We start from the raw sequence: 24,772 nt of genomic DNA, 5'->3' as shown, positions 1-24,772 counted from the left end.
CGGCGGCACAGTTCTAATGGCTCAAAGGATTCTGCGATGAAGAAAGTCAGGAAAGCCGTCATCCCTGTGGCCGGACTCGGAACCCGGTTCCTGCCGGCCACCAAGGCGCTGCCCAAGGAGATGCTGACGATCGTCGACAAGCCCGTCGTGCAATATGCGGTGGACGAGGCGCTCGAGGCCGGTATCGAGCACATTGTTTTCGTCACCGGCCGCAACAAGGCCGTCATTGAGGATTATTTCGATCTGCAGCCGGAGCTTGTCGGCACGCTGGAAAGGGCCGGCAAGACGAAGCAGATCGAATTGCTCGAGGACCTGATGCCGGTCGCTGGTTCCGTAAGCTTTACCCGTCAGCAGGCGCCGCTCGGGCTCGGCCACGCGGTGTGGTGCGCGCGCGATATCGTGGGCGACGAGCCCTTCGCGGTGCTCCTGCCGGACATGGTCTCCTTCGGCAAGACGGGATGCCTGGCCGAGACGATGGAGCTCTACGGCGTCACCGGCGGCAACGTGCTCGCGGTGGAGCAGTGCCACCCGAGCGACACGGCCAAATACGGCATCGTCGGCCGGGGTGCCGATGTGGTGCCCGGTTTCGAGATCACCGGCATGGTCGAGAAGCCGGCACCCGCCGAGGCGCCGTCGAACTACTACATCAACGGCCGCTATATCCTGCAGCCGGAGATCTTCGAGCTGCTCGGCCGCCACGAGCGCGGCGCGGGCAACGAGATCCAGATCACGGACGCGATGGAGCATCTCCTGAAGCAGCAGCCCTTCTATGCCCGGCCGTTCACGGGCAGGATGTTCGACTGCGGCTCGAAATCCGGCTTCATCGAGGCCAATGTGGCTTTTGCCCTGGCGCGCGAGGACATCCGGGATTCGGTTTTCGAGCCGATCCGCGAGATGGTCGGCCTGCGGCGGGCCGAGCAGGCGGCTTAGATTGAGCCGCCTTTGAGCGGCGAAGAGACGAACCCGGAGCCGCCCGCCCATCCGGATGGGCTGGCGGCTCCGGGACAACCGGCAGGCGGGCCGGAATGCAACAGGAGCTGCAGCCGAGCATCTGCCGAAGCGAAGCGAGGGCGCATATGAACCATCCCGGCTTTCTTTTGAAGGGCACCATTCCATCGGGCGCGGCCGAACCGGGGAGGGCGGATGACTTCATCGACGTCGAACGCCTGCTGGCGATGGTCTACCGGCAGGTGCGCGTGCTCGCCCTGTGCGCGCTGATCGGCCTTGGCCTGGGCATCCTCTATCTCGCGACGACGCCGCCCACCTACACGGCCGTCAGCCACGTGCTGATCGACGAGAGCTTGCGCAAGATGGTGGATAGCACCACCGCCTCATCCTTCACCTCCGAGATGGAGACAGACTCGGCGATGCTGAGCCAGATCGAGATCATCCGGTCGGCCCGGCTGGCGGGCGAGGTGGTCGAGCGGGAGGGGCTGGATCAGAACGAGAGTTTCATGAATCCGCCCAAGTCGCTCTTGTCGGAGATGATCGGCCGCGCCCGCTCGGTCGTCCATCTCCTGCTTGGCCGCTCCGGCGCTCCGGCCGCCGCAACCGAGCAGCAGGACGCCGAAGCCCGCCGCCAAGCGGCGATCCTTGCGCTGCAGCGCCAGGTGATCGCGCAGCGCGCCGGCCGCAGCCTCGTAATCGTCATCGGGTTCAGCTCCCATGATCCCCAGCTTGCCGCCAGGATCACCAATACCTACGCCAAGGCCTATGTGGACGATCAGCTCGATGCCGGCTTCGAGGCAACCGAACAGGCAGCCGTCTGGCTCGAGGGCCGGCTGGCCGAGCTGCGTGAAAGCTCGCAGGCCGCCGCCCTTGCCGTGGAGCGGTACCGCACCGAATATGGGCTTTCCGCCGCAAGCGGCGAGCTGATGGCGGACCGCCGGCTCTCCGATCTCAACAGCCAGCTCGCCATCGCCAAGGCCGACACCGCCCGCGCCTACGCGCGCTACCAGCAATATCAGGCGATCGCCGATGCGGGGCCGGAGGAAGCGGTTCGCAACGCGACGATCTCGGACGAGGAGCAACAGCCGAGCGAACTCCTGACCACGCTGAAGACGCGTTATCTCACCATCACCCGGCGCGAACAGGAGATCGCGAACCAGTTCGGGGCAGACCATCCCCAGGCCGTCGCCCTGCGCCGGGAGCAGGCGGATGTGGCACGGCAGATCCATGGGGAGCTGACGCAGCTCGCCGTCAACTACCGCAACCAGTACGAGGTGGCCCTTTCCCGCGAAAAGGCGCTGCAGGAAAGCGTGTCGACGGCCAGCGGCGAAAGCGCCGAGGCCAAGCAGTCGCAGGTGCAACTGCGCGAACTCGAGCAGCAGGCGAATGCCTTGAGCTCGCTCTACCAGTCCTTTCTCGCCCGCTACGAGGAGGCGACGCAGCAGAGCACGTTCCCGGTCTCCAAGGTGCGCATCATCTCCGCCGCCAGTACGCCGGAATCGCCGTCGAGCCCGCGCACCACCCTGGTCCTGGGGCTGGGGCTCGTGCTGGGTCTGATGATGGGGGGCGCCTTCGCCGGGCTCAACGAGTTCAACGAACGCTTCTTTCGTACGAGCGAGGACGTGCGTGAAAGGCTCGGCGCCCGTTTCCTCGGCTATCTGCCGCTTTTCGGCGGCGAGGATGCCAAGGGCCGGCGCGCCGGCAGGAAGGAGCCGCCCGCGCTCCACCCCGCTCCCGCCGCTGACGTCAAGGCGCAGCGGTCGAGGCGCGCCACGAGGATCACCATCGATGCGCCGGGCTCGGCTTTCGCCGAGACGCTGCGCAATGCGAAATATGCTGCCGACGTGGTTCTGCAGGAGCGGCAGAGCAAGGTCATCGGCATCGTTTCCGCGCTCCCCGGCGAGGGCAAGTCGACGGTCTCGGCCAATCTCGCGCAGCTCCTGGCCGCGAACGGCCGCAAGACCCTTCTCATCGACGGTGATCTGCGCAATCCGGGCCTGAGCCGCGCGCTGGGCATGAGCAGCGAGCATGGGCTGCTCGAAGCGGTCATGAACGGACATTCCTGGCGGGCCGTGGCGAAGATCGATCCGCAGACGCGCCTCGCGGTGGTGCCGGCGATGGTGCGCGGCCAGTTCTCGCACACCAGCGAGCTGCTTTCCTCCGCCGGCATGCGGAACTTCCTGCAGGAGGCGAGGAACAGTTTCGACTACATCATCGTCGACCTGCCGCCGCTCGGCCCCGTGATCGACGCCAAGGCCTTCGCGCCTCTGGCCGATGGACTGATTGCCGTGATCGAATGGGGCCGCACCCCGCGCGCGCTCGTCCGCTCCGTCCTCGGGTCCGAGCCGGTCGTGGCCGACCGCATCCTGGGTGTGGTGCTCAACAAGGTGAACATGAAGACCCTGTCGCGCTACGGCGGCTTCGGGAGCTCCGAAAAATATCTGGGCGAGTATGTGAGCTACTACACCTCGGCCGCGAAGAAGGCGGCCTGAAACGGCTGGACCGGAAGAGGATCTATGCCGTGAAGAACCGCGCGCGCCCGGCGCCGATCTGAACCGCGGTGAGCGGGCCGCCCATATAGGCGCCCGTATCGATGTTGAGGCGCCGCCCTTTCAGTTCCGGCTTCTCGACAGGCGTGTGACCGTGGATCACCCACCGATCCAGCAGGTGGATATTGTCGAAGAATTCGTCGCGAATATAAAGGATATCCCGCTCATCCTGCCGTTCCAGCGGCAGGCCCGGCCGGATGCCGGCATGCACGAACGCAACCTGTCGTGAATAGGCCATGATGGGCAGCGTGCGCAGGAAATCCCTATGCTGCTGGGGAATGCCGCTGCGCACCATGTCGTCGATCTGTGCGCTCGAATAGAGGTTGGAGAGATAGGCAAGGTCCATTCCGTAGGAGCGCAGTGCAGCGCCGCCGCCCATGGCCAGCCATGCGTCACGGGGGAGCCTTCCTTCCAGATAATCGAGAAACGCCGCCTCATGATTGCCGGCGAGGCAGATGCGGTGGAAGCCCTCCGGCGGCGTCTGCAGAAGGTGCTCGATCACCTGGGCCGATTCGGGCCCCCGGTCGATATAGTCGCCGAGCATGACGATGAGCTTGCGGCCCTTGAATCCTGCCGCATCGGCCTCGATTTGGCGCTCCAGGGACAGCAGTTGCCCGTAGCAGCCGTGAACATCGCCCACGGCGTAGACAATGGCGCCGCCAAGCTGGATTTTCATCCGCTGGCGCCCCCCGTCGTCCTTCTTCCTGCCTGGCAACAGGCTGCGAAGTTTCTCCCTCAGCGCCTCATTCTCCTGGTTGCTGAAAATCGACCGGATTTATCCTTCTATACGGCTTTTGGCTAAGTGCGTCCGAAATCAAGCGATATTCGAGATTTTCCGGGTGCGAGCAGGTCGGGCAGCGCCCGGCGGAGCTTGCCGCACCCGCAGCGGGTGCGCAGGGTGGCATGCAGCCCGCGCTCACTCCGGCGGCGTGCCGTTTTCCGCCAGCACCTCGCCCGCGAGATAGAGCGAACCGCTGATGAGGATGCGCGGCGGCGCCGGATCGTCCCAGCTATCGCGGAGGAGCCTCAACGCGTTCGACACGGAGTTTACGGGCTCGGCCGAGAGGCCCGCGACGATTGCCCGGGCGGCCAGCTCGCTGTTGGGCACGCCGGCGTCGCTGTTGTTGACCGGCACCGTGTAGACATGCCGCGCCATATCCTCGAACGCCCGGAAATACCCGGTCTGGTCCTTGGTGTTGATCATGCCGGTGATCAGCACCAGCGGCCTCGGGCGCTTCTCTTCCGCTTCCGCCATCGCCTCGGCGATCACCGTGCCCGCGCCGGGATTGTGTCCCCCGTCGACCCAGATTTCCGCGCCCTCGGGCGCGAGCGCCACGAGGCGTCCTTCCTGGAGGCGTTGCATGCGGCCGGGCCAGGAGACGTTGAGCATCGCCTGTTCCGCCGCCCGGTCGCTCACCGCAAAGCCGGCCGCCTTCACGGCGGCAATGGCCGCCGCCGCGTTGGCGAGCTGGTGCCGGCCCACGAGGCGGGGCAGGGGCAGGTCCATGAGCCCGTCCTCGTCCTGGTAGACCATGCGGCCATTCTCCTCGACCGCGATGAAGTCCTGCCCGTAGACTTCGAAAGGCGCGCCGAGCCGCTCCGCCGTTTCGATAAGTACGTCGCGCGCGGCATCCCATTCCTGCTGGCCGATGACGGCGGGCGAGTCGGGCTTGATGATGCCCGCCTTTTCGGCCGCGATCAGCTCCACCCGGTCGCCCAGATAGGCCTCGTGGTCGAGCGAGATCGGCATGATCAGGCTCGCTGCCGGGTGGGCAATGACATTGGTGGCGTCGAACCGGCCGCCGAGCCCCACCTCCACCACGGCGGCATCCGCGGGATGCTCGGAAAAGAGCACGAACATGACCGCCGTGAGGATCTCGAAGACCGTGATCTGTTCGTCGCGATTGGCCTCCGCCACCCGCTCCACCGCTTCCGCCAGCACCGCATCCTCGACGAACTTGCCGCCGCCGGGAGTACCCATGCGGAAGCGCTCGTGCCAATTCACCAGATGGGGCGACGTGTGGACATGGACGGTCCTGCCCGAAGCCTCGAGCAGAGCGCGCGCGAATGCCGCCGCCGAGCCCTTGCCATTGGTGCCCGCGATGTGGATCACAGGCGGAAGCCGCTCGTGCGGATCGCCGAGGCGCTGGAGAAGCCGGCTGATGCGCTCCAGCGACAGGTCGAAGCCTTTGGGGTGGAGCGCCATCAGCCGGTCGATGGCGCGCTCTGCGGCACTCATGGGATGTTTCGGAACCTTGCCGGTGGAATCAGGCATTCACCGCAGCTTCGGTGGTGGCTTCGTCGGGAGCAGGCAGCTGCAGGTTCGTGTCTTCCTCGACTTCCAGCGGCTTCTTGAGCAGGATCTTGAGCAGGCGGGCGACCGTGGCTTTCATCTCGATGCGCGAGACGACCATGTCCACCATGCCATGCGCCATCAGGTACTCGGCGCGCTGGAACCCTTCGGGCAGCTTTTCACGGATCGTCTGCTCGATCACACGCGGACCGGCAAAGCCGATGAGCGCGCCGGGCTCGGCGATGTGCACGTCGCCCAGCATGGCGTAAGAAGCCGTCACGCCGCCGGTCGTCGGGTTGGTCAATACGACGATATAGGGCAGGCCGGCTTCCTTGAGCCGGTCCACAGCCACTGTCGTGCGCGGAAGCTGCATGAGCGAAAGGATGCCTTCCTGCATGCGCGCCCCGCCGGAGGCGGCGAAGAGGACCAGCGGAAGACGGCGCTCCACGGCGGTCTCGAAACCGCGCACGATCGCTTCGCCGGCCGCCATGCCGAGCGAACCGCCCATGAAGGCGAAGTCCTGCACCGTGGCGAGGATTTCCAGGTCCTCCACGCGGCCGACCGCGTTCAGCACCGCGTCGTCGATGCCGGCCTTCGCCTTGGCATCGCGCAGGCGGTCGACATAGCGGCGCTCGTCGCGGAATTTCAGCGGGTCGACCGGCACTTTGGGATTTTCCAGCGTTTCATAGGCGCCGTCATCGAAGAAATGTCTCAGCCGCTCCTTGGCCGAGATCTTCATGTGGTAGCCGGAGGAGGGGATAACCCACTGGTTCTCCTCCAGGTCCTTGTGGAAGACCATCTCGCCCGTCTCCGGATCCTTGATCCAGAGGTTTTCGGGCATCTCGCGGCGGCCGAGCATGGAATTGATCTTCGGCCGGACGTAGTTGGTGATCCAGTTCATGGCAGATACTCCTTCCTCTCCGAACATAGTTCCGGGGGAAATTGTCCGTTATTCGGCGGTGGCAAGCCTCGCCTCGCCTACGCCATCGGCAAGGCCGCGCACAAGCGTGGCGACGGCCTCCGCCGGGTCGGCGGTCGTCCTGCCGTCGGGGCCGAGGACGCTGGCCACCGCGTTGACGATGGCCGTGCCCACCACCACGCCGTCCGCCGCCGCCCCGATCGCGCGGGCCTGGCTCGCCGTCTTCACGCCGAAGCCGACGCAGACGGGAAGCGGCGTGTGGCTCTTGATGCGGGACACCGCGGCCGCGACCTTGGAGGTGTCCGGCAGGGCGGAACCGGTGATGCCCGTCATCGACACGTAGTAGACGAAGCCCGAGGTGTTCTCGAGCACCTTGGGCAGGCGCCTGTCGTCCGTGGTGGGCGTCGCAAGCCGGACGAAGTTTATGCCCGCCTCGAGCGCCGGCAGACACAGTTCCTCGTCCATCTCCGGCGGCAGGTCGACGATGATGAGCCCGTCGATGCCGGAGGCCTTCGCGTCGGCGAGGAAGCGGTCCACGCCGTAGATATAGATGGGATTGTAATAGCCCATCATCACGATCGGCGTGTGGTCGTTCTCTTGCCGGAAGACCCGTGCCATCTGAAGGGTCTTGGAAAGCGTCTGACCGCCCTTGAGCGCGCGCAAGCCGGCCGCCTGGATCGCCGGCCCGTCCGCCATCGGGTCGGAGAAGGGCATGCCGAGCTCGATGACGTCGCTGCCGGCCCTGGGCAGTGCCTTCATGATGGAGAGCGACGTCTCATAGTCGGGATCGCCGCCCATGAAATAGGTGACGAGCGCCGGCCTGTTCTCGGTCTTGAGCTTGGCGAAAAGCCTGTCGATGCGGGTGGTGGTCATGGGAATGCCCCTAGCGAGCCGTCCTGGGTTGTTCTTCTGCGCGCCCGTCGCGAACTCGCAAGATCTCTATGCGCTCGTTAGCGATTCGATAGACGAATGAGAAGGGGGTGCGAAGCACGGGATAAGCGCGATGCTCGTTGTTTTCGGACGGGCGACCAATCTCGGAATTATGCCGCAGAGCGGCCATAGCCCGGCTGTAATGTTCACGTGCTCTGTTGGCACCCTCTGGAAAGACTTTTTCATAGTAACGTCGAAACCACTCGAGATCGCGCCGTGCCGAAGGCAGGAAGACAATCTTCATGAACGTTTGGCGGGGAAAATGTCCGGTTCAGGAGGAGGCAGTTCGTTCTCCGTTCCCCAACTCCCCACCCACCGGTGCATCGCCTCCTCGGAAACGAAGATGCCCTTGTCGGCTTCGGCGACCCGCTCGCGCATGATCTGCCGGTCATGTTCCTGAAATTCGAGATACATGCGGACTGCCCGTTCGACCAGTTCGGCCTCGGACGTTTCCTGCAAGCGCGCCTCGCGCTCAAGGTCTTCCCTTGTTTTCGGGTCCAGGCGCAGCGGCAGTTCACCCATCTCAGTGCTCCTTCGGTTGCCTGAGTTTACCATGGGCCGCGGCCGATGGTCGAATCGCGATGCGGGTCATGCCGGCTCCCTCGTCTCCTTGCGCAGCCAGTCGGCATAGGGCTGGTCGATATTGCAGATCTCCGTCGCGGTGATCGATGGCACCTCAAAGGGATGCAGCGGGCGCACCACCGCGCAGACGGCGTCGAAATGCTCCGCGCGCGTCTTGAGGAGCAGCGGCACTTCCTCCGCCGTCTCCACTGCGCCCTTCCAACGGTATCGGCTCGCGATGGGTGCAAAGACGTTGGCGCAGGCGGCAACTTTCTCGCCGATGCAGGCATCGGCGATCTTCTCCGCCGTTTCCCGGTCGGGACAGTTCACCCACACGTCGATGAAGATGAGCGCCATGCCTCAAATGTCCATCTTCAGATGCTTCGCCACGGCGAAGATATCCTTGTCGCCGCGGCCGGAGAGGTTCATGAGGATGATCTGGTCCTTGCGCATCTTCGGCGCCCGCTTCATCACCTCGGCCAGCGCATGGGAAGGCTCCAGCGCCGGGATGATGCCTTCAAGGCGCGTCAGAAGCTGGAAGGCCTCCAGCGCCTCATGGTCCATGATCGGCGCATATTCCACGCGCCCCGCCTCCTTGAGCCAGGAATGCTCCGGACCGATGCCGGGATAGTCGAGGCCGGCCGAGATGGAATGGCCTTCCTTGATCTGCCCGTCGTCGTTCTGAAGGAGATAGGTGCGGTTGCCGTGCAGCACGCCCGGCCTGCCCGCCGTGATGGAGGCGCAGTGCTCGTCGCCCTCGAGGCCCTTGCCGCCCGCTTCCACGCCCACCATGGCCACTTGCCGGTCGTCGAGGAAGGGGTGGAACAACCCGATCGCGTTGGAGCCGCCGCCGACGGCCGCCACCAGCATGTCCGGCAGCCTTCCTTCGGCTTCAAGGATCTGCTCCTTCGCCTCCTTGCCGATGACGGACTGGAAGTCGCGCACCAGCTCCGGATAGGGGTGCGGGCCGGCGGCGGTGCCGATCAGGTAATACGTGTCCTCGACATTCGTCACCCAGTCGCGCAGCGCCTCGTTCATGGCGTCCTTGAGCGTGCCGTGGCCGGAGGTCACGGGCTTCACCTCCGCGCCGAGCAGCCGCATGCGGAACACGTTCGGCGCCTGCCGCTCCACGTCGGTGGCGCCCATATAGACCACGCACGGCAAGCCGAAGCGCGCCGCCACGGTGGCCGAAGCGACGCCGTGCTGGCCCGCACCGGTTTCGGCGATGATGCGCGTCTTGCCCATGCGCCGGGCGAGCAGGATCTGCCCCACGCAGTTGTTCACCTTGTGGCTGCCGGTGTGGTTCAGCTCCTCGCGCTTGAAGTAGATCCTGGCGCCGCCGAGATGCTCCGTCAGCCGCTCTGCGAAATAGAGCGGCGAGGGGCGGCCGGTGTAATGCGCGCCGAGATGGGCGAGCTCCGCCTGGAAGGCCGGATCGTTCTTGGCCGCGTTCCAGTGCTCCTCGAGGTCGAGGATCAGCGGCATCAGCGTTTCCGCCACGAAGCGGCCGCCGAAAATGCCGAACATGCCCTGCTCGTCGGGTCCGGTGCGGAAGGAATTGGGTTCGACCGGCTTGTTCATGCCGCCTCCGTTACTCGCGCTCGCCCCGTGCGGTCTGCACGGCGCTGAAGAAGGCGCGTATCAAATCCGGGTCCTTTTCGCCTGGCGCGCGTTCCACGCCGGAAGAAACGTCGATGCCGCGCGGCTTGGCGGTGTTGAGCGCCTCGCCGATATTGGCCGCGTTGAGACCACCCGAAAGCATGTAATCCACTTTTCCGTCAAGGGAAGCAAGCAGCGCCCAATCGAAGGGCACGCCGTTTCCGCCCGGAAGCTCCGCGCCGGCGGGCGGCTTGGCGTCGAGCAGGAGGTGGTCGGTGATGTCTTGATAGGCCGCGGCCGCCTCCAGATCCCGCGCCTCCCGCACCGATATGGCCTTCATCACGGGCAGGCCGTAGCGCGCTTTCAGCTCTTCCAGCCTTTCGGGGCTTTCGCGCCCGTGAAGCTGCAGCATGTCGGGCCGCAGTCCCTCGACGATCCGCTCCAGCGTCTCGTCATCGGCATCCACCGTCACGGCCACGGCTTTCGCGCGGCCGGTCGCCGCCTGCCGCAGCCGGGCCGCCGTCTCGACCTCCACGTTCCGCGGGCTCTTGGGAAAGAAGATGAAGCCGACATGGCTCGCCCCGCCGTCAAGCGCGGCGGCGATGGCGCCCTCGGTCTTCAGCCCGCAGATCTTGATGTCGAGTTTCATCGGCGTGGGAGTGGCATGAAATGAGGATGGAGTCGATAGTAAGCGAATAGCGGGTAGCGAATAGCTGCCGCTTCCCTGCTCGCTATTCGCTACTCCCTATTGCTATCCGAACCGTATCGCCTGCAGCGCGGTCCCGTTCCTCTTGAGCCACGCCTTGCAGCGCTCGGTGTCCGGGCAAAGCTCCTTGCAGAGCTTCCAGAAACCCGGCCCGTGGTTCATCTCCCTGAGATGCGCCACCTCATGCGCCACGAGATAGTTGATGACCGGGGGAGGGGCCATCATGATGCGCCAGGAGAAGGACAGCACGCCGTCCGAGGTGCAGGAGCCCCAGCGGCTCGTCGTGTCTTTATAGCGGATCGCCTTGGCGCGCCGGCCGGCCGCGCCTGTGTGGCGCGCCACAAGCATCTCGACTTCCCGCCGCGCCTCGCGCTTCAGGAAATCCGCGATGCGCCGGGGCAGATGCCTGACGTCCCCGTTCACGACGAGGGCCGGTTGACCGTCGATCGCGGTGACCGTCACCATTCCCCGCATGCCCGGCTGGTGCACGATGAGATGCGGCACGCCGCGCACGGGAATCCTGATCCCCGGCCGCACCAGCGGCTGCTCGGGCAATTTCTTGAGCCTCTCTTCAAGCCAGCCGCGATGGCGTTCCAGGAAACGGTCCACCTCGCGCGCCGAGACGCCGGGCGGCACGGTGACCCGCAAACCTGCGCCGCCGGCCGCGATCCTGAGCGTAAGCCTGCGGGCGCGGTCGTTCTCCACGACCTTCAGCGGCAGTTCGCGCCCGGCCACGACATGCGTGCGCTCGGCGGGAGGTGCCGCTTGTGGAGGCGTGCGTTTGAGGAGGCGGGGCAGCATTCGGTGAATATATGTGATTCGGACAGGGAAGGTGCGGCGGCGGGAGTCGCGCAAATGAAAACGGCGCCCGTTGGGGCGCCGCGGAGGTCGGAAGCGGTTTCGCCGCTCAGCCGAGGTCGGTGACCTCGTTGTCCTTGGGGCCGCGATTGTTGCGCTCACGCATGAACCGGTCGAACTCTTCCTGGTCCTTGGCGCGGCGGAGTTCGCGCATGTACTCGTCGAACTCGTCGCGCATGGTATCGAGCTTGCGGCGCTCCTCTTCCAGGCGCTCCAGTTCCTTGGTGCGCCAGTCGTCGAAGGCGACATTGCCGGTTCTCGCATGGCTGCGGCTGGCCCGGCGGCAGTTGGAGAACAGGCCGTCGGTCGTGCGGTTCACACCGCGCTTGAACTCAGGGAGCCGGTCGCCCCATAGAATATAGGCGAGCATGGCAAGGCCCAGTGGCCAGAAGACCATGAAGCCGACCACCATCAGGGCGATCGTCGCCGGGGTCCAGGCCGGGCGGATCAGGGCAGAATGGGTCATTGTCACCAATTCCTCATCGAGGGTTGAAGGTCGGGGCGCGGCCGCCTTTTTTGAAATGGGAGGGCCGAAATGCGCTTTCAAGACATTGCAACCTAAAAAAGCGAATGGCCTTGGAAACGGCTTCCGCCGGTTGCCGGGCATTTTTTCAGCCAGATCTATCGCGCTCTTTGTATCAGCGATCCCGCCACCCGCAGCATCAGGTCGACGTCCTGCGGGCGGGAAAGCCGGTGATCCCCGTCGCGGACGAGCGAGAGCGTCACGTCGTCGGCCGGCAGGTGCTCCACCAGCCGCATCGCATGGGTGTAGGGCACGTCCGGATCGGCCATGCCCTGGAGGATGTGCACCGGACAGTGCGTGTCGATGATGCCCTCCAGCACACGATTCTGCCGCCCGTCATCGATAAGCGCCCTGGTGTAGATGTCAGGCTCCGGCGAATAGTCCGACGGCTCCTCGAAATAGCCCTGGCGCTCCAGCGCCTCCCGTTGCGCCTCGCTCAGCCCCGGCTCCACGAGATCGGTGGTGAAGTCCGGTGCGGGTGCGATGAGCAGGATGCCGCCGACGCGCCGGCCTTCGCCGGCCTTCTGCAGCTCCTGTACCATCCTGAGCGCGATCCATGCGCCCATGGAGGAGCCGACGAGGACCTGCGTCCCTTCCGTGAAGCGGCGGAAGACGGCGAGACTTTCCTTGAGCCACCGCGAGATGGTGCCCTGTTCGAAGGCGCCGCCCGATTCGCCGTGGCCCGAATAGTCGTGCCGTGTGCAGGCGATGCCGTGCTCCTCCGCCCAGGCGTCGAGTGCCTCGGCCTTGGTGCCTCTCATATCGGAGCGGTAACCGCCGAGCCACATGAGCCCCGGTGCTCTGCCGGGGCGATGGCGAACGGCGATCGCATTCCCGTCGATGTCGATGCGTGCGGCTTCGTCCATCTGAACCTCTCTCCTTCAACTTTTGGGCGAAATTTTTCGCTCCGGCGGATCTCGATTGCGCTTCTGGCGTGATTCTTCCGCCGGGTTATGCTATTGACAGCGAGCCCTGCAAGCCCACATAGCCGGCGGCTTGCTCTTTCGGGCGTCAGCCATTTCGTAAACTATCGGGAGATAACGACCATTCGCAGACCGTTCAAAGCGCCGCCGACCGTGAAGGAGGGCCCGCGCTCCAACCGGGATATCCGGGTTCCCCGGGTCCAGCTTATCGATGACGATGGCAACAATCGTGGCATTGTTTCCACCGACGAGGCCTTGAGGATCGCCGAAGACGCCGGGCTCGACCTCGTCGAGGTGTCGCCCAATGCCGATCCGCCCGTCTGCAAGATCACCGATCTGGGCAAACTGAAATACCAGAGCCAGAAAAAGGCCGCCGAGGCGCGCAAGAAGCAGAAGACCATCGAGATCAAGGAGATCAAGATGCGTCCGAACATCGACACCCACGATTACGAGGTGAAGATGCGTTCGGTGCGCCGCTTCTTCGAGGAAGGCGACAAGGTGAAGCTCACGCTTCGGTTCCGTGGCCGCGAGATGGCCCATCTGGAGCTTGGCATGAAGCTGCTCAATCGCGTTCGCGAGGATGTGGAGGAGATCGCCAAGGTGGAGGCCGAGCCCAAGCTCGAAGGCCGCCAGATGATGATGGTGCTCGCCCCGAAATAGCCAAGATGCGGTTCGACCCTCGCCAGCGAATCATCGGTTGTCTGTCGGGGGTTGAGGATGAGTGGCGAGACCGCCAGGGCGATGGCTGCGTTCCAGTCGTCGCGCCGTTACGTGCTTGCGTTTCTGATCGGCATCATCTGCGTGCTGCTCATCTTCGGCGGCTCGCTGCATGATGGGTTCGCGCATGAACGGATCGAGTCCTTCGGCCTCGCCTTCATCCTCGTCGGCATAGGCGGCCGGCTCTGGTCGATCCTTTACATCGGCGGGCGCAAGTCCGCCGAACTCGTTTCGACCGGGCCTTATTCGCTCACGCGCAATCCGCTCTATTTTTTCTCCACCATTGCGGCGGGCGGCGTGGGTGCGCAGACCGGCAGCCTGTTCATCGCGGCTTTCGCGGCGGCGGTCTGCGCCGCCGCCTTCTATCTCGTCGCGCTCAGGGAGGAGCGTTACCTGAAGAAGACGCTCGGGGCGCCGTACATTGCCTATGTGGAACGGGTGCCCCGCTTCATTCCCGATCCGCGGTTGTTCCAGGATCAGGCGGAGGTCACCTTCAAGCCGCGCATATTCAACCGAACGCTGATCGACGGCCTGGTCTTCCTTGTGTCGATCCCCTTCTTCGAACTGGTGGAGGAAGGCCAGGAGCTTGGGCTGATCCCGGTCCTCTTTTGGCTTCACTGACCTTTTCGGGAATCGAAGCCTGTTGCGCTTTTCACGACACACCGCTATAAGCGCGCCGTTCGTTTGAGCCGTCCGGCAGGGCATGCCGTGGCGGCTCGTAATGCTTCCGGGCTGGCCCGGTAAGAATCAGGCGCTTCGCGCCATAAGAATATCGGAGAAGCAAAATGCCCAAGATGAAGACCAAATCTGCGGTCAAGAAGCGGTTCAAGGTGACCGCGACCGGCCGGGTGAAAGTCGCTGCCGCCGGCAAGCGCCACGGCATGATCAAGCGTTCCAACAAGTTCATCCGCAACGCGCGGGGCACGATGGTTCTTTCCGATCCCGATACGAAGATCGTGAAGAAGTTCATGCCCTACAGCTTCTGAGAAGCGGATTCAGGAACAGTTTAAGGAGATCATGTCATGGCACGCGTGAAGAGGGGCGTTACCGCCCATGCCAAGCACAAGAAGGTCCTGAAAGCCGCCAAGGGTTTTCACGGCCGCCGCAAGAACACCATTCGCATCGCCAAGCAGGCGGTCGAGAAGTCGTTGCAATACGCCTATCGCGACCGGAAGAACCGCAAGCGCAACTTCCGCGCTTTGTGGATCCAGCGCATCAATGCCGCCACGCGCGAGCATGGGCTGACCTATGGCCGCTTCATCGACGGCCTCAACAAGGCAGGCATCGAGATCGACCGCAAGGTGCTGTCGGATATGGCCATTCACGAGCCGCAGGCCTTCGCCGCGCTCGTGGCCAAGTCCAAGGCCGCGCTCGACTACCTCAAGAACACCACTCCCAACGCATTTGAGAGCGCTGTCGCTTAAAGACCAGCGCTCCCGAAGCAAGGTAGTGGAATTTCGGGAACCCGCGCTGGCAGGGCTGGCGCGGGTTTTCTCATGCAGGCGCAGTGATCGGAGCATTTGCAGCCGGATGGAATAACCGGTGTTGCACAATGCGGCGAACCAAACAGATGGTGACGCGGACAAGGCATAGCGCACGCTCGGAGCGGGTGGGCCACGACAGGGGCTGAATGACGAAGATGAACGATCTGGACCAACTCGAGAAAAATATTCAGGACGAGATCGCCGCCGCCGGCGACGAGCAGGCGATCGAGGCCGTGCGCGTCGCAGCCCTCGGCAAGAAGGGCTCGATCTCTGAAAAGCTGAAGACCCTGGGCACCATGTCGCCCGAGGAGCGGCAGGCGATGGGCCCGGCGATCAATGGCCTCAAGAGCCGCGTTACGGAGGCGATAGCCGCCCGCCGCGCGGAATTGCGGGATGCGGCGATCGCCGCCCGGCTCGATCGCGAAAAGGTGGACGTCACCCTGCCTGTGCCCCGCCCGCCGGCGGAGCGCGGCCGCATCCACCCCATCACGCAGGTGATCGATGAAATCGCCGCCATTTTCGGCGATCTCGGCTTCTCGATCGCCGAGGGGCCCGATATCGAGACGGACTACTATAATTTCACGGCGCTGAACTTCCCGGAAGGCCATCCGGCGCGCGAGATGCACGACACCTTCTTCTTCGAGCCGGACGAGGAGGGCGAGCGCAAGCTCCTGCGCACGCACACCTCGCCCGTGCAGATCCGCACCATGGAAGTGCAAAAGCCGCCGATCCGCATCGTCATCCCCGGCAAGACCTACCGGGCGGATTCGGATGCGACCCACACGCCGATGTTCCACCAGCTCGAAGGGCTGGTGATCGACAGGACGGCGAACATCGCCAACATGAAGTGGGTGCTGACCGAATTCTGCAAGGCCTATTTCGAGGTGCCGCAGCTCAACATGCGCTTCCGGCCGAGCTTCTTCCCTTTCACGGAGCCGAGCCTGGAGGTGGACATCCAGTGCGACCGCTCCAAGCCGGGCGAAGTGCGCTTCGGCGAAGGTGACGATTGGATGGAGATCCTGGGCTGCGGCATGGTGCACCCCAACGTGCTGCGCGCGGGCGGGCTCGACCCGGACGAGTACCAGGGCTTCGCCTGGGGCATGGGCATCGACCGCATCGCCATGCTGAAATACGGCATGCCGGATCTGCGCGCCTTCTTCGATGCCGACGTGCGCTGGCTCCAGCACTACGGCTTCCGCCCCCTCGACCTGCCGACCTTGTTCGGCGGGCTGAGCAACTGATTTCCTCCCGGCAGGCTGAACAAGATGAAATTCACACTCTCCTGGCTCAAGGACCACCTCGAGACCGAGGCCACGCTCGATGAGATCGTGGAAACGCTCACCACGATCGGGCTCGAGGTCGAGGCCGTTGACGACAAGGCGGCGCTGAAGCCCTTCGTGATCGCCAAGGTGCTGACGGCGGAAAAGCACCCCGATGCCGACAAGCTCAAGGTGCTGACGGTGGACGCCGGCGACGGAAAGCCGCTCCAGGTGGTCTGCGGCGCGCCGAATGCGCGGGCGGGCCTCGTCGGTGCGTTCGCCGCGCCCGGGACCTACGTTCCCGGCATCGACGTCACGCTTTCGGTCGGCAAAATCCGCGGCGTGGAGAGCCACGGCATGATGTGCTCGGAGCGCGAGCTTCAGCTTTCCGACGAGCATACGGGCATCATCGACCTGCCCGAGAGTGCGCCCGTGGGGGAATCCTTCGCCAAGTGGGCCAAGCTCGATGATCCGGTGATCGAGATCGGGCTGACCCCCAACCGGCCGGACTGCACCAGCGTCTACGGCATTGCCCGCGACCTCGCCGCTGCCGGCCTCGGCGTGTTGAAAAGCGGTGCGGTCGAATCCATCGCCGCCAACGGCGCATGCCCCGTTGACGTGAAGATCGATGCGCCGGATCTTTGCCCTGGTTTTGCGTTGCGCCTTGTGCGCGGCGTGAAGAACGGCCCGTCGCCCAAATGGCTGCAGCAGCGGCTGATCGCCATCGGCCTGCGGCCCATCAATGCGCTGGTGGACATCACCAATTACATCACCTTTGACCGCGGGCGCCCGCTGCACGTCTTCGACGCCGCCAAGGTGAAGGGCAATCTCGTCATCCGCCGCGCCGAAAAGGGCGAAAAGGTGCTGGCGCTCGACGGGCGTGAATATGAGCTCAATTCCGAGGTCTGCGTCATTGCCGATGACAGCGGCGTGGAATCCATCGCCGGCATCATGGGCGGCGAGCATTCCGGCTGCGACGAGAACACGACCGACGTGCTGATCGAATCCGCCCTCTGGAATCCGCTCAACATCGCCCGAACGGGGCGTGATCTCGGCATCATCACCGATGCGCGCTACCGTTTCGAGCGCGGTGTGGACCCCGAGTTCATGGTGCCGGGCCTGGAGCTTGCCACGCGCATGGTACTCGATTTCTGCGGCGGCGAGGCATCCGAGACGCGCGTCGTCGGCTATCGCGGCCACACGCTGAACGTAGTCTCCTTCCCGACATCCGAGGTGAAGCGCCTGACCGGCCTCGACGTGCCGGCGGCGGAAAGCCTCTCCATCCTCTCCCGCCTCGGCTTCAAGGCGGAAGGCTCCGGCGAGGTCGTGGAGGTCTCCGTCCCCTCCTGGCGGCCGGATATCGACGGCAAGGCGGACCTCGTGGAGGAGGTCATGCGCATCCACGGTGTCAACGAGATCGCGCCGCAGCCGATGGTCGAGAAGAATGAGGTGAGCGCCCGCATCCTCACCGTGGCGCAGGTCCGCAACCGGCTTGCCAAGCGCGGGCTCGCCGTGCGCGGCATGATGGAGGCCGTCACCTGGTCCTTCATCCCGGAGGAGCATGCGCGGCTGTTCGTGGAGAACCGAAAGCTCATCAAGCTCGCCAACCCCATCGCCGCCGACATGTCCACCATGCGGCCCTCGCTGCTGCCGGGCCTCCTCGCCGCCGCGCAGCGCAACGCCGATCGCGGCTTTGCCGATGTCGCCCTGTTCGAGGTCTCCGGCGCATACGAGGGCGACCGGCCGGAGGACCAGCGCAGGGTTGCGGCCGGCGTACGCCGCGGTACGGCGCGGCTGGAAACCCAGGGCCGCCACTGGTCGGGCAATGCGGCGGCTGTGGATGTCTTCGAGGCGAAGGCGGATGCCCTCGCGGTGCTCGAAGCCTGCGGTGCGCCGGTGGACAAGCTGCAGATCGAGGCGGGCGGACCGCATTGGTATCATCCCGGCCGCTCCGGCACGATCAAGCTCGGGCCGAAGAACATCCTCGGCACCTTCGGCGAGTTCCATCCGAAGACGCTCGAAGAGATGGACGTCTCCGGCCCGCTCTGCGGTTTCGAGGTATTCCTGGACGCCATCCCCGAGCCCAAGGCCAAGCCCACGCGCACTAGGCCGCGGCTCGACCTCTCGCCCTTCCAGGCGGTGAAGCGCGATTTTGCCTTCGTAGTCGACAGGCAGGTCGAGGCGGCAAGCCTCACGCGCGCCGTTTCTGCCGCCGACAAGAAGCTTATCGCCGATGTGAATGTCTTCGACGTCTTTGAGGGCGCCGCACTCGGGCCGGACAAGAAGTCGATTGCCGTCGAGGTCACCATCCAGCCTGTCGAGCGCACGCTGACGGATGAGGATTTCGAGGCGCTGGCCGGCCGAATCGTGGAAAATGTCGGCAAGCAGACGGGCGGTGCGCTGAGAAGCTAGCAACCAAGGAGGAAGGGCCGATGGATCATCTGAGATACGCCGGCCTCCCTCTCGAAAAGCAGCGCTCGGCCTCCTCGACATCGTCTGGAACGATCCGCTCGTGCGCGAGGCGCTCATTCGCGCGCGCGATTTCGACCTGCCGGACTGGTGGGTCGTTTCGGGCGCGCTCTACAACACCGTCTGGAACCACCTCACCGGGCGTACCAGCGGGTACGGCATCAAGGATGTCGACCTCTTCTATTTCGACGATGCCGATCTCTCCTGGGAGGCGGAAGATGCCGTGATCCGGCGTGGTCACGAAATCTTCAGGGACATCCCGAAGCCGGTCGAAATCCGCAATCAGTCGCGCGTGCATCTCTGGTTCGAGGGCCGCTTCGGCCAGAAGCGCGAGCCGCTCCGCTCCAGCCGCGAATCCATCGAGCAATTCGCCTCCCGCACCCATGCGGTGGGCGTTCGGCTGAACGGCACCGGCGATCTCGACCTCTTCGCGCCCTATGGCCTCGAAGACATCTTCGCCTTCCGCGTCGCCCCGAACCACATCCTGGACAACCGCGCCACCCACGAAATGAAGGCCGCCCGTGCCAAGGCGACATGGCCGGAGCTCACGGTCGTCCCCTGGTGAGGGGTGAGGCCACGGTCCTTTAACTTGATCGCTGCGCCGGTTGAGCCGTTCAGGCGTGGATCCTCGGGTCAAGCCCGAGGATGACGAAGGAGGAGAGGTTTTCCGCAAATCTCCAGCGTGGTGACCAGCGAATGTGCCCCATCTCGTCCCCATCCTCGGGCTAGACCCGGGGATCCATGCCTGAACCGAGGCGCACCACCGGCGGTCGATCGAAGAAGCAGGCTATCAGAGCCATAAGGCAGGGGAGGGAGCCGGTGCTATTCACACCCGGCGGCCAAGCGGATATGAGATGGCGACGAAAACGAGGGAGTGAGTTGCCATGTTCCGCTGGGGTATCCTGTCCACGGCCAAGATCGGCCGCGATCATGTTATTCCGCAGCTTCTGGACGCCGAGAACGGCGTGGTCGCTGCCATCGCCAGCCGCGACGAGGCGCGGGGGAGGGCGGTCGCCGAGCGCTTCGGCATTCCGCACGTCTTCGCCTCCTATGAAGCGCTGCTCGCCTCGCCGGAGGTGGACGGCGTCTATATCCCGCTTCCCACCTCCCAGCATGTTGAATGGGCCGTGAAGGCGGCGGATGCGGGCAAGCATGTGCTGGTGGAGAAGCCGCTCGCATTGAAGGCCGAGGACATCGCCCAAGTGATCGAAGCGCGCGACCGCAACCGTGTGCTCGTCAGCGAAGCCTTCATGGTCACCCATCACCCGCAGTGGAAGAAAGTGCGAGAGTTGATCGCGGAAGACGCCATAGGCCGGCTGCGCCATGTGCAGGGCGCGTTCACCTATCGCAATCTCGATCCCGACAACATGCGCAACAGGCTGGAGCTCGGCGGCGGCGGCCTGCCTGACATCGGCGTCTATCCCACCGTTACGACCCGTTTCGTAACCGGCAGGGAGCCCCTTCGCGTCCAGGCCACGGTCGAGCGCGATTCCACCTTCGGCACCGACATCTATGCGAGCGTGAAGGCCGAGTTCATCGGCTTCGAGATGAGCTTCTACGTGGCCACCCAGATGGCCGCGCGTCAGGTGATGGTCTTCCACGGCGACAGGGGCTATATCGAAGTGGAAACGCCCTTCAATTCGCGCGTCTACGGCGATGACCGCATTACGCTCCACAACGCGAATCATGCGGAATCCACGATTTTCCGCTTCGGCGACACGCGCCAGTACCGGCTTCAGGCGGAAGCCTTCGCCCGCGCTGTGGCCGGCGAGGACGTACAGGTCTTCACGCTGGAGGATTCGCTCAAGAACCAGAAGATGATCGACGCGATCTACCGCGCCTCGGCCCATGATCGGTGGGAGATGGTCTGAAACATTTCCACAACGGCCCGCCGGCCGGTGAACAACGGCCAGAAGCTGCCTTGCACGAAAAAAGGGCGGTTCTTATATACCCCGCATGTTGCGGAGAGCGTTTTTGTCGACAAGCGCGTCCCGACAAATCCAAATGAACAGGGGCTGTTGCCTGGAACGCCGGAATGGGTCCTGACAGTCTGCTAAGCGGAGAAGAATAAATGGCAAAAGTTATCGGTATCGACCTTGGAACCACCAATTCCTGCGTCGCCGTGATGGACGGCAAGGACGCGAAGGTCATCGAGAATGCGGAGGGCGCACGCACCACGCCGTCGATCGTGGCTTTCACCGATTCGGACGAGCGTCTGGTGGGGCAGCCCGCCAAGCGCCAGGCGGTGACCAATCCCGAAAACACGCTGTTTGCGATCAAGCGCCTCATCGGCCGCCGCTACGACGACCCGGTGACGGAGAAGGACAAGAAGCTCGTCCCCTACAAGATCGTCAAGGGCGACAATGGCGACGCCTGGGTCGAGGCCGGCGGCAAGAAGCAGTCGCCCAGCCAGATTTCCGCGATGATCCTTCAGAAGATGAAGGAGACCGCCGAATCCTATCTCGGCGAGAAGGTCGAGAAGGCCGTCATCACCGTCCCCGCCTATTTCAATGACGCCCAGCGCCAGGCCACCAAGGATGCCGGCAAGATCGCGGGCCTCGAGGTGCTCCGCATCATCAACGAGCCGACCGCGGCCGCCCTTGCCTATGGCCTCGACAAGAAGGACGGCAAGACCATCGCCGTCTACGATCTTGGCGGCGGCACCTTCGATATCTCGATCCTGGAGATTGGCGACGGCGTGTTCGAGGTGAAGTCCACCAATGGCGACACCTTCCTCGGCGGCGAAGATTTCGACATGCGGCTCGTCAACTACCTGGCCGATGAGTTCAAGAAGGAGCAGGGCATCGACCTGAAGAACGACAAGCTCGCCCTCCAGCGCCTGAAAGAGGCCGCGGAGAAGGCCAAGATCGAGCTGTCGTCCTCTTCGCAGACCGAGATCAACCTGCCCTTCATCACGGCCGACCAGACCGGGCCGAAGCATCTGGCCATCAAACTCACGCGCGCCAAGTTCGAGAGCCTTGTCGAAGACCTCGTCACGCGCACGATCGAGCCTTGCCGCGCCGCGCTCAAGGATGCGGGCCTTTCCGCCGGCGAGATCGACGAGGTGGTGCTCGTGGGCGGCATGACGCGCATGCCCAAGGTGCAGGAGACGGTGAAGAACTTCTTCGGCAAGGAGCCGCACAAGGGCGTGAATCCGGACGAGGTGGTCGCCATGGGCGCCGCCATCCAGGCCGGCGTGCTGCAGGGCGACGTCAAGGACGTGCTGCTGCTCGACGTGACCCCGCTGTCGCTCGGCATCGAGACGCTGGGCGGCGTATTCACGCGCCTCATCGACCGCAACACGACGATTCCCACCAAGAAGAGCCAGACCTTCTCGACCGCCGAGGACAATCAGAACGCGGTGACGATCCGCGTCTTCCAGGGCGAGCGCGAGATGGCGGCCGACAACAAGATGCTCGGCCAATTCGATCTGGTGGGCATCCCGCCCGCACCGCGCGGCGTGCCGCAGATCGAGGTGACCTTCGACATCGACGCGAACGGCATCGTCAACGTCTCGGCCAAGGACAAGGGCACCGGCAAGGAGCAGCAGATCCGCATCCAGGCTTCCGGCGGCCTCTCGGACGCCGATATCGAGAAGATGGTGAAGGACGCCGAGGCCAATGCGGAAGCCGACAAGAAGCGGCGCGAGACGGTCGAGGTGAAGAACCAGGCCGAAGCGCTGATCCATTCCTCGGAGAAGTCGCTCAAGGACTACGGCGACAAGGTCTCGGAGGATGACCGCAAGGCTATCGAGAACGCCATCGCCGAACTGCGCACCGCCACCGAAGGTGACGACGTCGACGCGATCAAAGCCAAGACCACCGCGCTCGCCGAGGCTTCCATGAAGCTCGGGCAGGCCATGTACGAGGCAAGCCAGGCGGAAGGTGCTGCCGATGGCGGCTCCGAGACCGGCGACGCCAAGCAGAACGACGATGTCGTGGATGCCGATTTCGAGGAGATCGACGAGGACGACAAGAAGTCGGCCTGATCGTCCTGGAACGTCAGGAGGCCCGGGCTTCGTGCCCGGGCCTTTTGTTTGCTGGGTTATGCCCCTCCTATTCGGTGCGGCGTGGGCCTCACACACTGGCCAAATCCTACAAACTATGGCATTCGCTGAGGCGAATAACTAAATAGCGGGCACCGGTCGGGGACTCCGGTGTGGCCCCATAAGAACTGCGGGATCTCTTGTATGAAGGCTGATTTTTACGAGACGCTCAGCGTGTCGAGAAACGCCGATGAAAAGGAACTGAAGAGCGCTTTCCGCAAGCTCGCCATGAAGTATCACCCGGACAGGAATCCGGGCGACAAGGAGGCGGAGCAGAAGTTCAAGGAAATCAACGAGGCCTACGAGACCCTGCGCGATCCGCAGAAGCGCGCGGCCTATGACCGTTTCGGACATGCCGCCTTCGAGCACGGCGGTATGGGCGCGCGAGGCGGCTTCAATGGCGGCGGCTTCGCCGATATTTTCGAGGACATTTTCGGGGACATCATGGGCGGCGGCCGCCGCCGCTCCGGTGGACGCGACCGCGGCGCGGATCTCCGCTATAATATGGAGATCACGCTCGAGGAAGCGTTCACGGGCAAGACGGCGCAGATCCACGTGCCCACCTCCGTCACCTGCGACGAATGCGCGGGCTCCGGCGCCAAGCCCGGCTCCTCGCCGGTCCAATGCCCCATGTGCCACGGGGCGGGGCGCGTTCGCGCCGCCCAAGGCTTTTTCTCCATCGAGCGCACCTGTCCGCAATGCCAGGGGCGCGGACAGATCATCGACGACCCTTGCCGCAAATGCTCCGGCCAGGGCCGGGTGACCGAGGAGCGCTCGCTCTCCGTCAACATTCCCGCCGGCATAGAGGACGGCACGCGAATCAGGCTTGCCGGCGAGGGCGAGGCGGGGCTGCGCGGCGGGCCGCCGGGCGATCTCTACATCTTCCTGTCCGTCAGGCCGCACGAGTTCTTCCAGCGCGACAGCGCGGACCTTTACTGCAAGGTTCCGATCTCCATGACCACCGCGGCCCTTGGCGGCTCCTTCGAGGTGGCGACGCTCGACGGCACGCAGACGCGCGTGAAAATCCCCGAGGGCACCCAGAACGGCAGGCAGTTCCGTCTGCGCGGCAAGGGCATGCCGGTGCTGAGGCAGCCCCAGGTGGGCGATCTCTATATTCAGGTGGCCGTGGAGACGCCGCAGAATCTCACGCGCAGGCAAAGAGAGTTGCTTGAGGAGTTCGAAAGAATATCCTCCAATGACAACAGCCCGCAGTCGACGGGTTTCTTCGCACGCATGAAGGACTTCTTCGAGTCCTTCGGCGAATGAAGGGGGTGGCCGGATTGTGCGATGGTCCGGCCTTGCGGGCGGCTGAACCCTGAGGCTGCGGGCTCGAGGAGGACGAGGAATGGGAAGACCTTTTGACGTTCGCAAGGCGATCGTCTCGCGCTTTGACGAGGAACTGCGCTTCTTTCGTGGCTGGATAGACAAGCCGAAGGCGGTGGGCTCCATCGTGCCCACGAGCGGCATCACTGCGCGCCGCATGGCCTCAATCGTTCGTCCGGAACGCGACGATCTCGTCCTGGAGCTCGGCCCCGGCACCGGCGTGATCACCCGTGCCATCCTCGAGCGCGGCATCAGGCCCGAGAATCTCGTCTCCATCGAATATTCGCAGGATTTCGTCGACAAGCTGCGCGAAAACTTTCCGGGCGTGAACATCGTCCATGGCGATGCATTCGATCTGGATACCGTGCTCGCCCCCTGGAAGGGCCGCGCATTCGACAGCGTGGTCTGCGCCATTCCGCTCCTCAACTTTCCTGTCGAAACGCGTATCCAGCTTGTCGAGAGCCTGCTTGACCTGATGCCGCCGGGGCGCCCGATCGTCCAGATCACCTATGGCGCCCTTTCGCCGGTGCCCGCGGGCCGCGGCACCTATTCGGTCGAGCGCTACGATTTCGTGATGCGCAACATCCCGCCGGCGCATCTGTGGATCTATCGCCGCGTCGCGGATGCTTGACGCGGCACTCCCATCCGCGATGATGGCCTGAGAAC

The 24,772-nt window shown here is 64.4% G+C and carries 24 protein-coding genes; 13 read left to right on the top strand and 11 right to left on the bottom strand.

What is annotated here, in order from left to right; genetic code table 11:
* Positions 1 to 36: 36 nt before the first annotated feature.
* Positions 37 to 930, top strand: coding sequence for a UTP--glucose-1-phosphate uridylyltransferase (locus PVE73_RS19045; RefSeq protein WP_277363749.1), 894 nt, complete (start codon positions 37 to 39; stop codon positions 928 to 930).
* Between the two features lie 146 nt (positions 931 to 1,076).
* A complete protein-coding gene (locus PVE73_RS19040; protein ID WP_277363748.1) occupies positions 1,077 to 3,440 on the top strand; it encodes a polysaccharide biosynthesis tyrosine autokinase in 2,364 nt (787 codons plus the stop codon).
* A gap of 22 nt (positions 3,441 to 3,462) precedes the next feature.
* Here PVE73_RS19040 and PVE73_RS19035 read toward each other — a convergent pair whose 3' ends face one another.
* The 11 genes from PVE73_RS19035 to PVE73_RS18985 form a co-directional block, all read right to left on the bottom strand.
* Positions 3,463 to 4,173 carry a metallophosphoesterase family protein gene (locus PVE73_RS19035; RefSeq protein ID WP_277363747.1) on the bottom strand — a complete coding sequence of 237 codons (711 nt, stop codon included), beginning with the start codon at positions 4,171 to 4,173 and terminating at the stop codon, positions 3,463 to 3,465.
* 240 nt (positions 4,174 to 4,413) lie between these two features.
* Positions 4,414 to 5,736, bottom strand: coding sequence for a folylpolyglutamate synthase/dihydrofolate synthase family protein (locus PVE73_RS19030; RefSeq protein ID WP_277363746.1), 1,323 nt, complete (start codon positions 5,734 to 5,736; stop codon positions 4,414 to 4,416).
* A 28-nt stretch (positions 5,737 to 5,764) separates the two neighbouring features.
* Entirely contained in the window at positions 5,765 to 6,691 is a 927-nt protein-coding gene (gene accD / locus PVE73_RS19025; RefSeq protein WP_277363745.1) for an acetyl-CoA carboxylase, carboxyltransferase subunit beta, read from the bottom strand.
* Positions 6,692 to 6,739: 48 nt separating this feature from the next.
* Complete coding sequence (trpA, locus tag PVE73_RS19020; RefSeq protein ID WP_277363744.1) at positions 6,740 to 7,582, bottom strand: tryptophan synthase subunit alpha; 843 nt, start codon at positions 7,580 to 7,582, stop codon at positions 6,740 to 6,742.
* Positions 7,583 to 7,879: 297 nt separating this feature from the next.
* Positions 7,880 to 8,161, bottom strand: a complete 282-nt coding sequence (locus PVE73_RS19015) for a hypothetical protein (protein ID WP_277363743.1) — start codon at positions 8,159 to 8,161, stop codon at positions 7,880 to 7,882.
* Between the two features lie 66 nt (positions 8,162 to 8,227).
* A complete protein-coding gene (cutA, locus tag PVE73_RS19010) occupies positions 8,228 to 8,557 on the bottom strand; it encodes a divalent-cation tolerance protein CutA (protein ID WP_277363742.1) in 330 nt (109 codons plus the stop codon).
* Between the two features lie 3 nt (positions 8,558 to 8,560).
* Positions 8,561 to 9,781 carry a tryptophan synthase subunit beta gene (gene trpB / locus PVE73_RS19005; protein WP_277363741.1) on the bottom strand — a complete coding sequence of 407 codons (1,221 nt, stop codon included), beginning with the start codon at positions 9,779 to 9,781 and terminating at the stop codon, positions 8,561 to 8,563.
* A gap of 10 nt (positions 9,782 to 9,791) precedes the next feature.
* Positions 9,792 to 10,448, bottom strand: coding sequence for a phosphoribosylanthranilate isomerase (locus PVE73_RS19000; RefSeq protein ID WP_277363740.1), 657 nt, complete (start codon positions 10,446 to 10,448; stop codon positions 9,792 to 9,794).
* A 102-nt stretch (positions 10,449 to 10,550) separates the two neighbouring features.
* Positions 10,551 to 11,306, bottom strand: a complete 756-nt coding sequence (locus PVE73_RS18995; protein WP_277363739.1) for a M48 family metallopeptidase — start codon at positions 11,304 to 11,306, stop codon at positions 10,551 to 10,553.
* A 106-nt stretch (positions 11,307 to 11,412) separates the two neighbouring features.
* Positions 11,413 to 11,829, bottom strand: a complete 417-nt coding sequence (locus PVE73_RS18990) for a DUF2852 domain-containing protein (protein ID WP_277363738.1) — start codon at positions 11,827 to 11,829, stop codon at positions 11,413 to 11,415.
* 155 nt (positions 11,830 to 11,984) lie between these two features.
* Entirely contained in the window at positions 11,985 to 12,752 is a 768-nt protein-coding gene (locus tag PVE73_RS18985) for an alpha/beta hydrolase (RefSeq protein WP_277363737.1), read from the bottom strand.
* Between the two features lie 180 nt (positions 12,753 to 12,932).
* On the opposite strand from PVE73_RS18985, the gene infC reads away from it, so the two are divergent.
* The 11 genes from infC (at position 12,933) to pmtA (ending at position 24,737) form a co-directional block, all read left to right on the top strand.
* Positions 12,933 to 13,469 carry a translation initiation factor IF-3 gene (infC, locus tag PVE73_RS18980; RefSeq protein ID WP_277367510.1) on the top strand — a complete coding sequence of 179 codons (537 nt, stop codon included), beginning with the start codon at positions 12,933 to 12,935 and terminating at the stop codon, positions 13,467 to 13,469.
* A gap of 57 nt (positions 13,470 to 13,526) precedes the next feature.
* On the top strand, positions 13,527 to 14,147 hold the full coding sequence (locus tag PVE73_RS18975; protein WP_277363736.1) for an isoprenylcysteine carboxylmethyltransferase family protein: 621 nt from the start codon (positions 13,527 to 13,529) through the stop codon (positions 14,145 to 14,147).
* A 164-nt stretch (positions 14,148 to 14,311) separates the two neighbouring features.
* Positions 14,312 to 14,512, top strand: coding sequence for a 50S ribosomal protein L35 (gene rpmI / locus PVE73_RS18970; protein ID WP_277363735.1), 201 nt, complete (start codon positions 14,312 to 14,314; stop codon positions 14,510 to 14,512).
* Positions 14,513 to 14,548: 36 nt separating this feature from the next.
* Positions 14,549 to 14,950: a 50S ribosomal protein L20 gene (gene rplT, locus PVE73_RS18965; RefSeq protein WP_277363734.1), complete on the top strand. Its 402-nt coding sequence runs from the start codon at positions 14,549 to 14,551 to the stop codon at positions 14,948 to 14,950.
* Positions 14,951 to 15,165: 215 nt separating this feature from the next.
* Complete coding sequence (pheS, locus tag PVE73_RS18960; protein ID WP_277367509.1) at positions 15,166 to 16,251, top strand: phenylalanine--tRNA ligase subunit alpha; 1,086 nt, start codon at positions 15,166 to 15,168, stop codon at positions 16,249 to 16,251.
* A 24-nt stretch (positions 16,252 to 16,275) separates the two neighbouring features.
* Entirely contained in the window at positions 16,276 to 18,681 is a 2,406-nt protein-coding gene (gene pheT, locus PVE73_RS18955) for a phenylalanine--tRNA ligase subunit beta (RefSeq protein WP_277363733.1), read from the top strand.
* 100 nt (positions 18,682 to 18,781) lie between these two features.
* Positions 18,782 to 19,303, top strand: a complete 522-nt coding sequence (locus PVE73_RS18950) for a nucleotidyltransferase family protein (protein WP_346772376.1) — start codon at positions 18,782 to 18,784, stop codon at positions 19,301 to 19,303.
* A gap of 319 nt (positions 19,304 to 19,622) precedes the next feature.
* The gene (locus PVE73_RS18945) at positions 19,623 to 20,609 is read left to right on the top strand and encodes a Gfo/Idh/MocA family oxidoreductase (RefSeq protein ID WP_277363732.1); all 987 of its coding nucleotides are present in this window, start codon (positions 19,623 to 19,625) and stop codon (positions 20,607 to 20,609) included.
* A 200-nt stretch (positions 20,610 to 20,809) separates the two neighbouring features.
* Positions 20,810 to 22,726, top strand: a complete 1,917-nt coding sequence (dnaK, locus tag PVE73_RS18940; protein WP_277363731.1) for a molecular chaperone DnaK — start codon at positions 20,810 to 20,812, stop codon at positions 22,724 to 22,726.
* A 201-nt stretch (positions 22,727 to 22,927) separates the two neighbouring features.
* Positions 22,928 to 24,049, top strand: coding sequence for a molecular chaperone DnaJ (gene dnaJ / locus PVE73_RS18935; protein WP_277363730.1), 1,122 nt, complete (start codon positions 22,928 to 22,930; stop codon positions 24,047 to 24,049).
* Between the two features lie 79 nt (positions 24,050 to 24,128).
* Positions 24,129 to 24,737, top strand: a complete 609-nt coding sequence (gene pmtA / locus PVE73_RS18930) for a phospholipid N-methyltransferase PmtA (protein ID WP_277363729.1) — start codon at positions 24,129 to 24,131, stop codon at positions 24,735 to 24,737.
* Positions 24,738 to 24,772 lie beyond the last annotated feature (35 nt).

This window comes from Chelativorans sp. AA-79, assembly GCF_029457495.1.
Classification (GTDB): Bacteria; Pseudomonadota; Alphaproteobacteria; order Rhizobiales; family Rhizobiaceae; genus Chelativorans.
This window is presented reverse-complemented; position numbering and strand designations above follow the sequence as displayed.

What these genes read in the sequence shown, in the direction of transcription:
- PVE73_RS19045 (WP_277363749.1), top strand. Translation starts at nt 37, where the DNA reads ATGAAGAAAGTCAGGAAAGCCGTCATCCCTGTGGCCGGACTCGGAACC.
- PVE73_RS19040 (WP_277363748.1), top strand. Translation starts at nt 1,077, where the DNA reads ATGAACCATCCCGGCTTTCTTTTGAAGGGCACCATTCCATCGGGCGCG.
- PVE73_RS19035 (WP_277363747.1), bottom strand. Translation starts at nt 4,173, where the DNA reads ATGAAAATCCAGCTTGGCGGCGCCATTGTCTACGCCGTGGGCGATGTT.
- PVE73_RS19030 (WP_277363746.1), bottom strand. Translation starts at nt 5,736, where the DNA reads ATGAGTGCCGCAGAGCGCGCCATCGACCGGCTGATGGCGCTCCACCCC.
- accD (WP_277363745.1), bottom strand. Translation starts at nt 6,691, where the DNA reads ATGAACTGGATCACCAACTACGTCCGGCCGAAGATCAATTCCATGCTC.
- trpA (WP_277363744.1), bottom strand. Translation starts at nt 7,582, where the DNA reads ATGACCACCACCCGCATCGACAGGCTTTTCGCCAAGCTCAAGACCGAG.
- PVE73_RS19015 (WP_277363743.1), bottom strand. Translation starts at nt 8,161, where the DNA reads ATGGGTGAACTGCCGCTGCGCCTGGACCCGAAAACAAGGGAAGACCTT.
- cutA (WP_277363742.1), bottom strand. Translation starts at nt 8,557, where the DNA reads ATGGCGCTCATCTTCATCGACGTGTGGGTGAACTGTCCCGACCGGGAA.
- trpB (WP_277363741.1), bottom strand. Translation starts at nt 9,781, where the DNA reads ATGAACAAGCCGGTCGAACCCAATTCCTTCCGCACCGGACCCGACGAG.
- PVE73_RS19000 (WP_277363740.1), bottom strand. Translation starts at nt 10,448, where the DNA reads ATGAAACTCGACATCAAGATCTGCGGGCTGAAGACCGAGGGCGCCATC.
- PVE73_RS18995 (WP_277363739.1), bottom strand. Translation starts at nt 11,306, where the DNA reads ATGCTGCCCCGCCTCCTCAAACGCACGCCTCCACAAGCGGCACCTCCC.
- PVE73_RS18990 (WP_277363738.1), bottom strand. Translation starts at nt 11,829, where the DNA reads ATGACCCATTCTGCCCTGATCCGCCCGGCCTGGACCCCGGCGACGATC.
- PVE73_RS18985 (WP_277363737.1), bottom strand. Translation starts at nt 12,752, where the DNA reads ATGGACGAAGCCGCACGCATCGACATCGACGGGAATGCGATCGCCGTT.
- PVE73_RS18975 (WP_277363736.1), top strand. Translation starts at nt 13,527, where the DNA reads ATGAGTGGCGAGACCGCCAGGGCGATGGCTGCGTTCCAGTCGTCGCGC.
- rpmI (WP_277363735.1), top strand. Translation starts at nt 14,312, where the DNA reads ATGCCCAAGATGAAGACCAAATCTGCGGTCAAGAAGCGGTTCAAGGTG.
- rplT (WP_277363734.1), top strand. Translation starts at nt 14,549, where the DNA reads ATGGCACGCGTGAAGAGGGGCGTTACCGCCCATGCCAAGCACAAGAAG.
- pheS (WP_277367509.1), top strand. Translation starts at nt 15,166, where the DNA reads ATGAACGATCTGGACCAACTCGAGAAAAATATTCAGGACGAGATCGCC.
- pheT (WP_277363733.1), top strand. Translation starts at nt 16,276, where the DNA reads ATGAAATTCACACTCTCCTGGCTCAAGGACCACCTCGAGACCGAGGCC.
- PVE73_RS18945 (WP_277363732.1), top strand. Translation starts at nt 19,623, where the DNA reads ATGTTCCGCTGGGGTATCCTGTCCACGGCCAAGATCGGCCGCGATCAT.
- dnaK (WP_277363731.1), top strand. Translation starts at nt 20,810, where the DNA reads ATGGCAAAAGTTATCGGTATCGACCTTGGAACCACCAATTCCTGCGTC.
- dnaJ (WP_277363730.1), top strand. Translation starts at nt 22,928, where the DNA reads ATGAAGGCTGATTTTTACGAGACGCTCAGCGTGTCGAGAAACGCCGAT.
- pmtA (WP_277363729.1), top strand. Translation starts at nt 24,129, where the DNA reads ATGGGAAGACCTTTTGACGTTCGCAAGGCGATCGTCTCGCGCTTTGAC.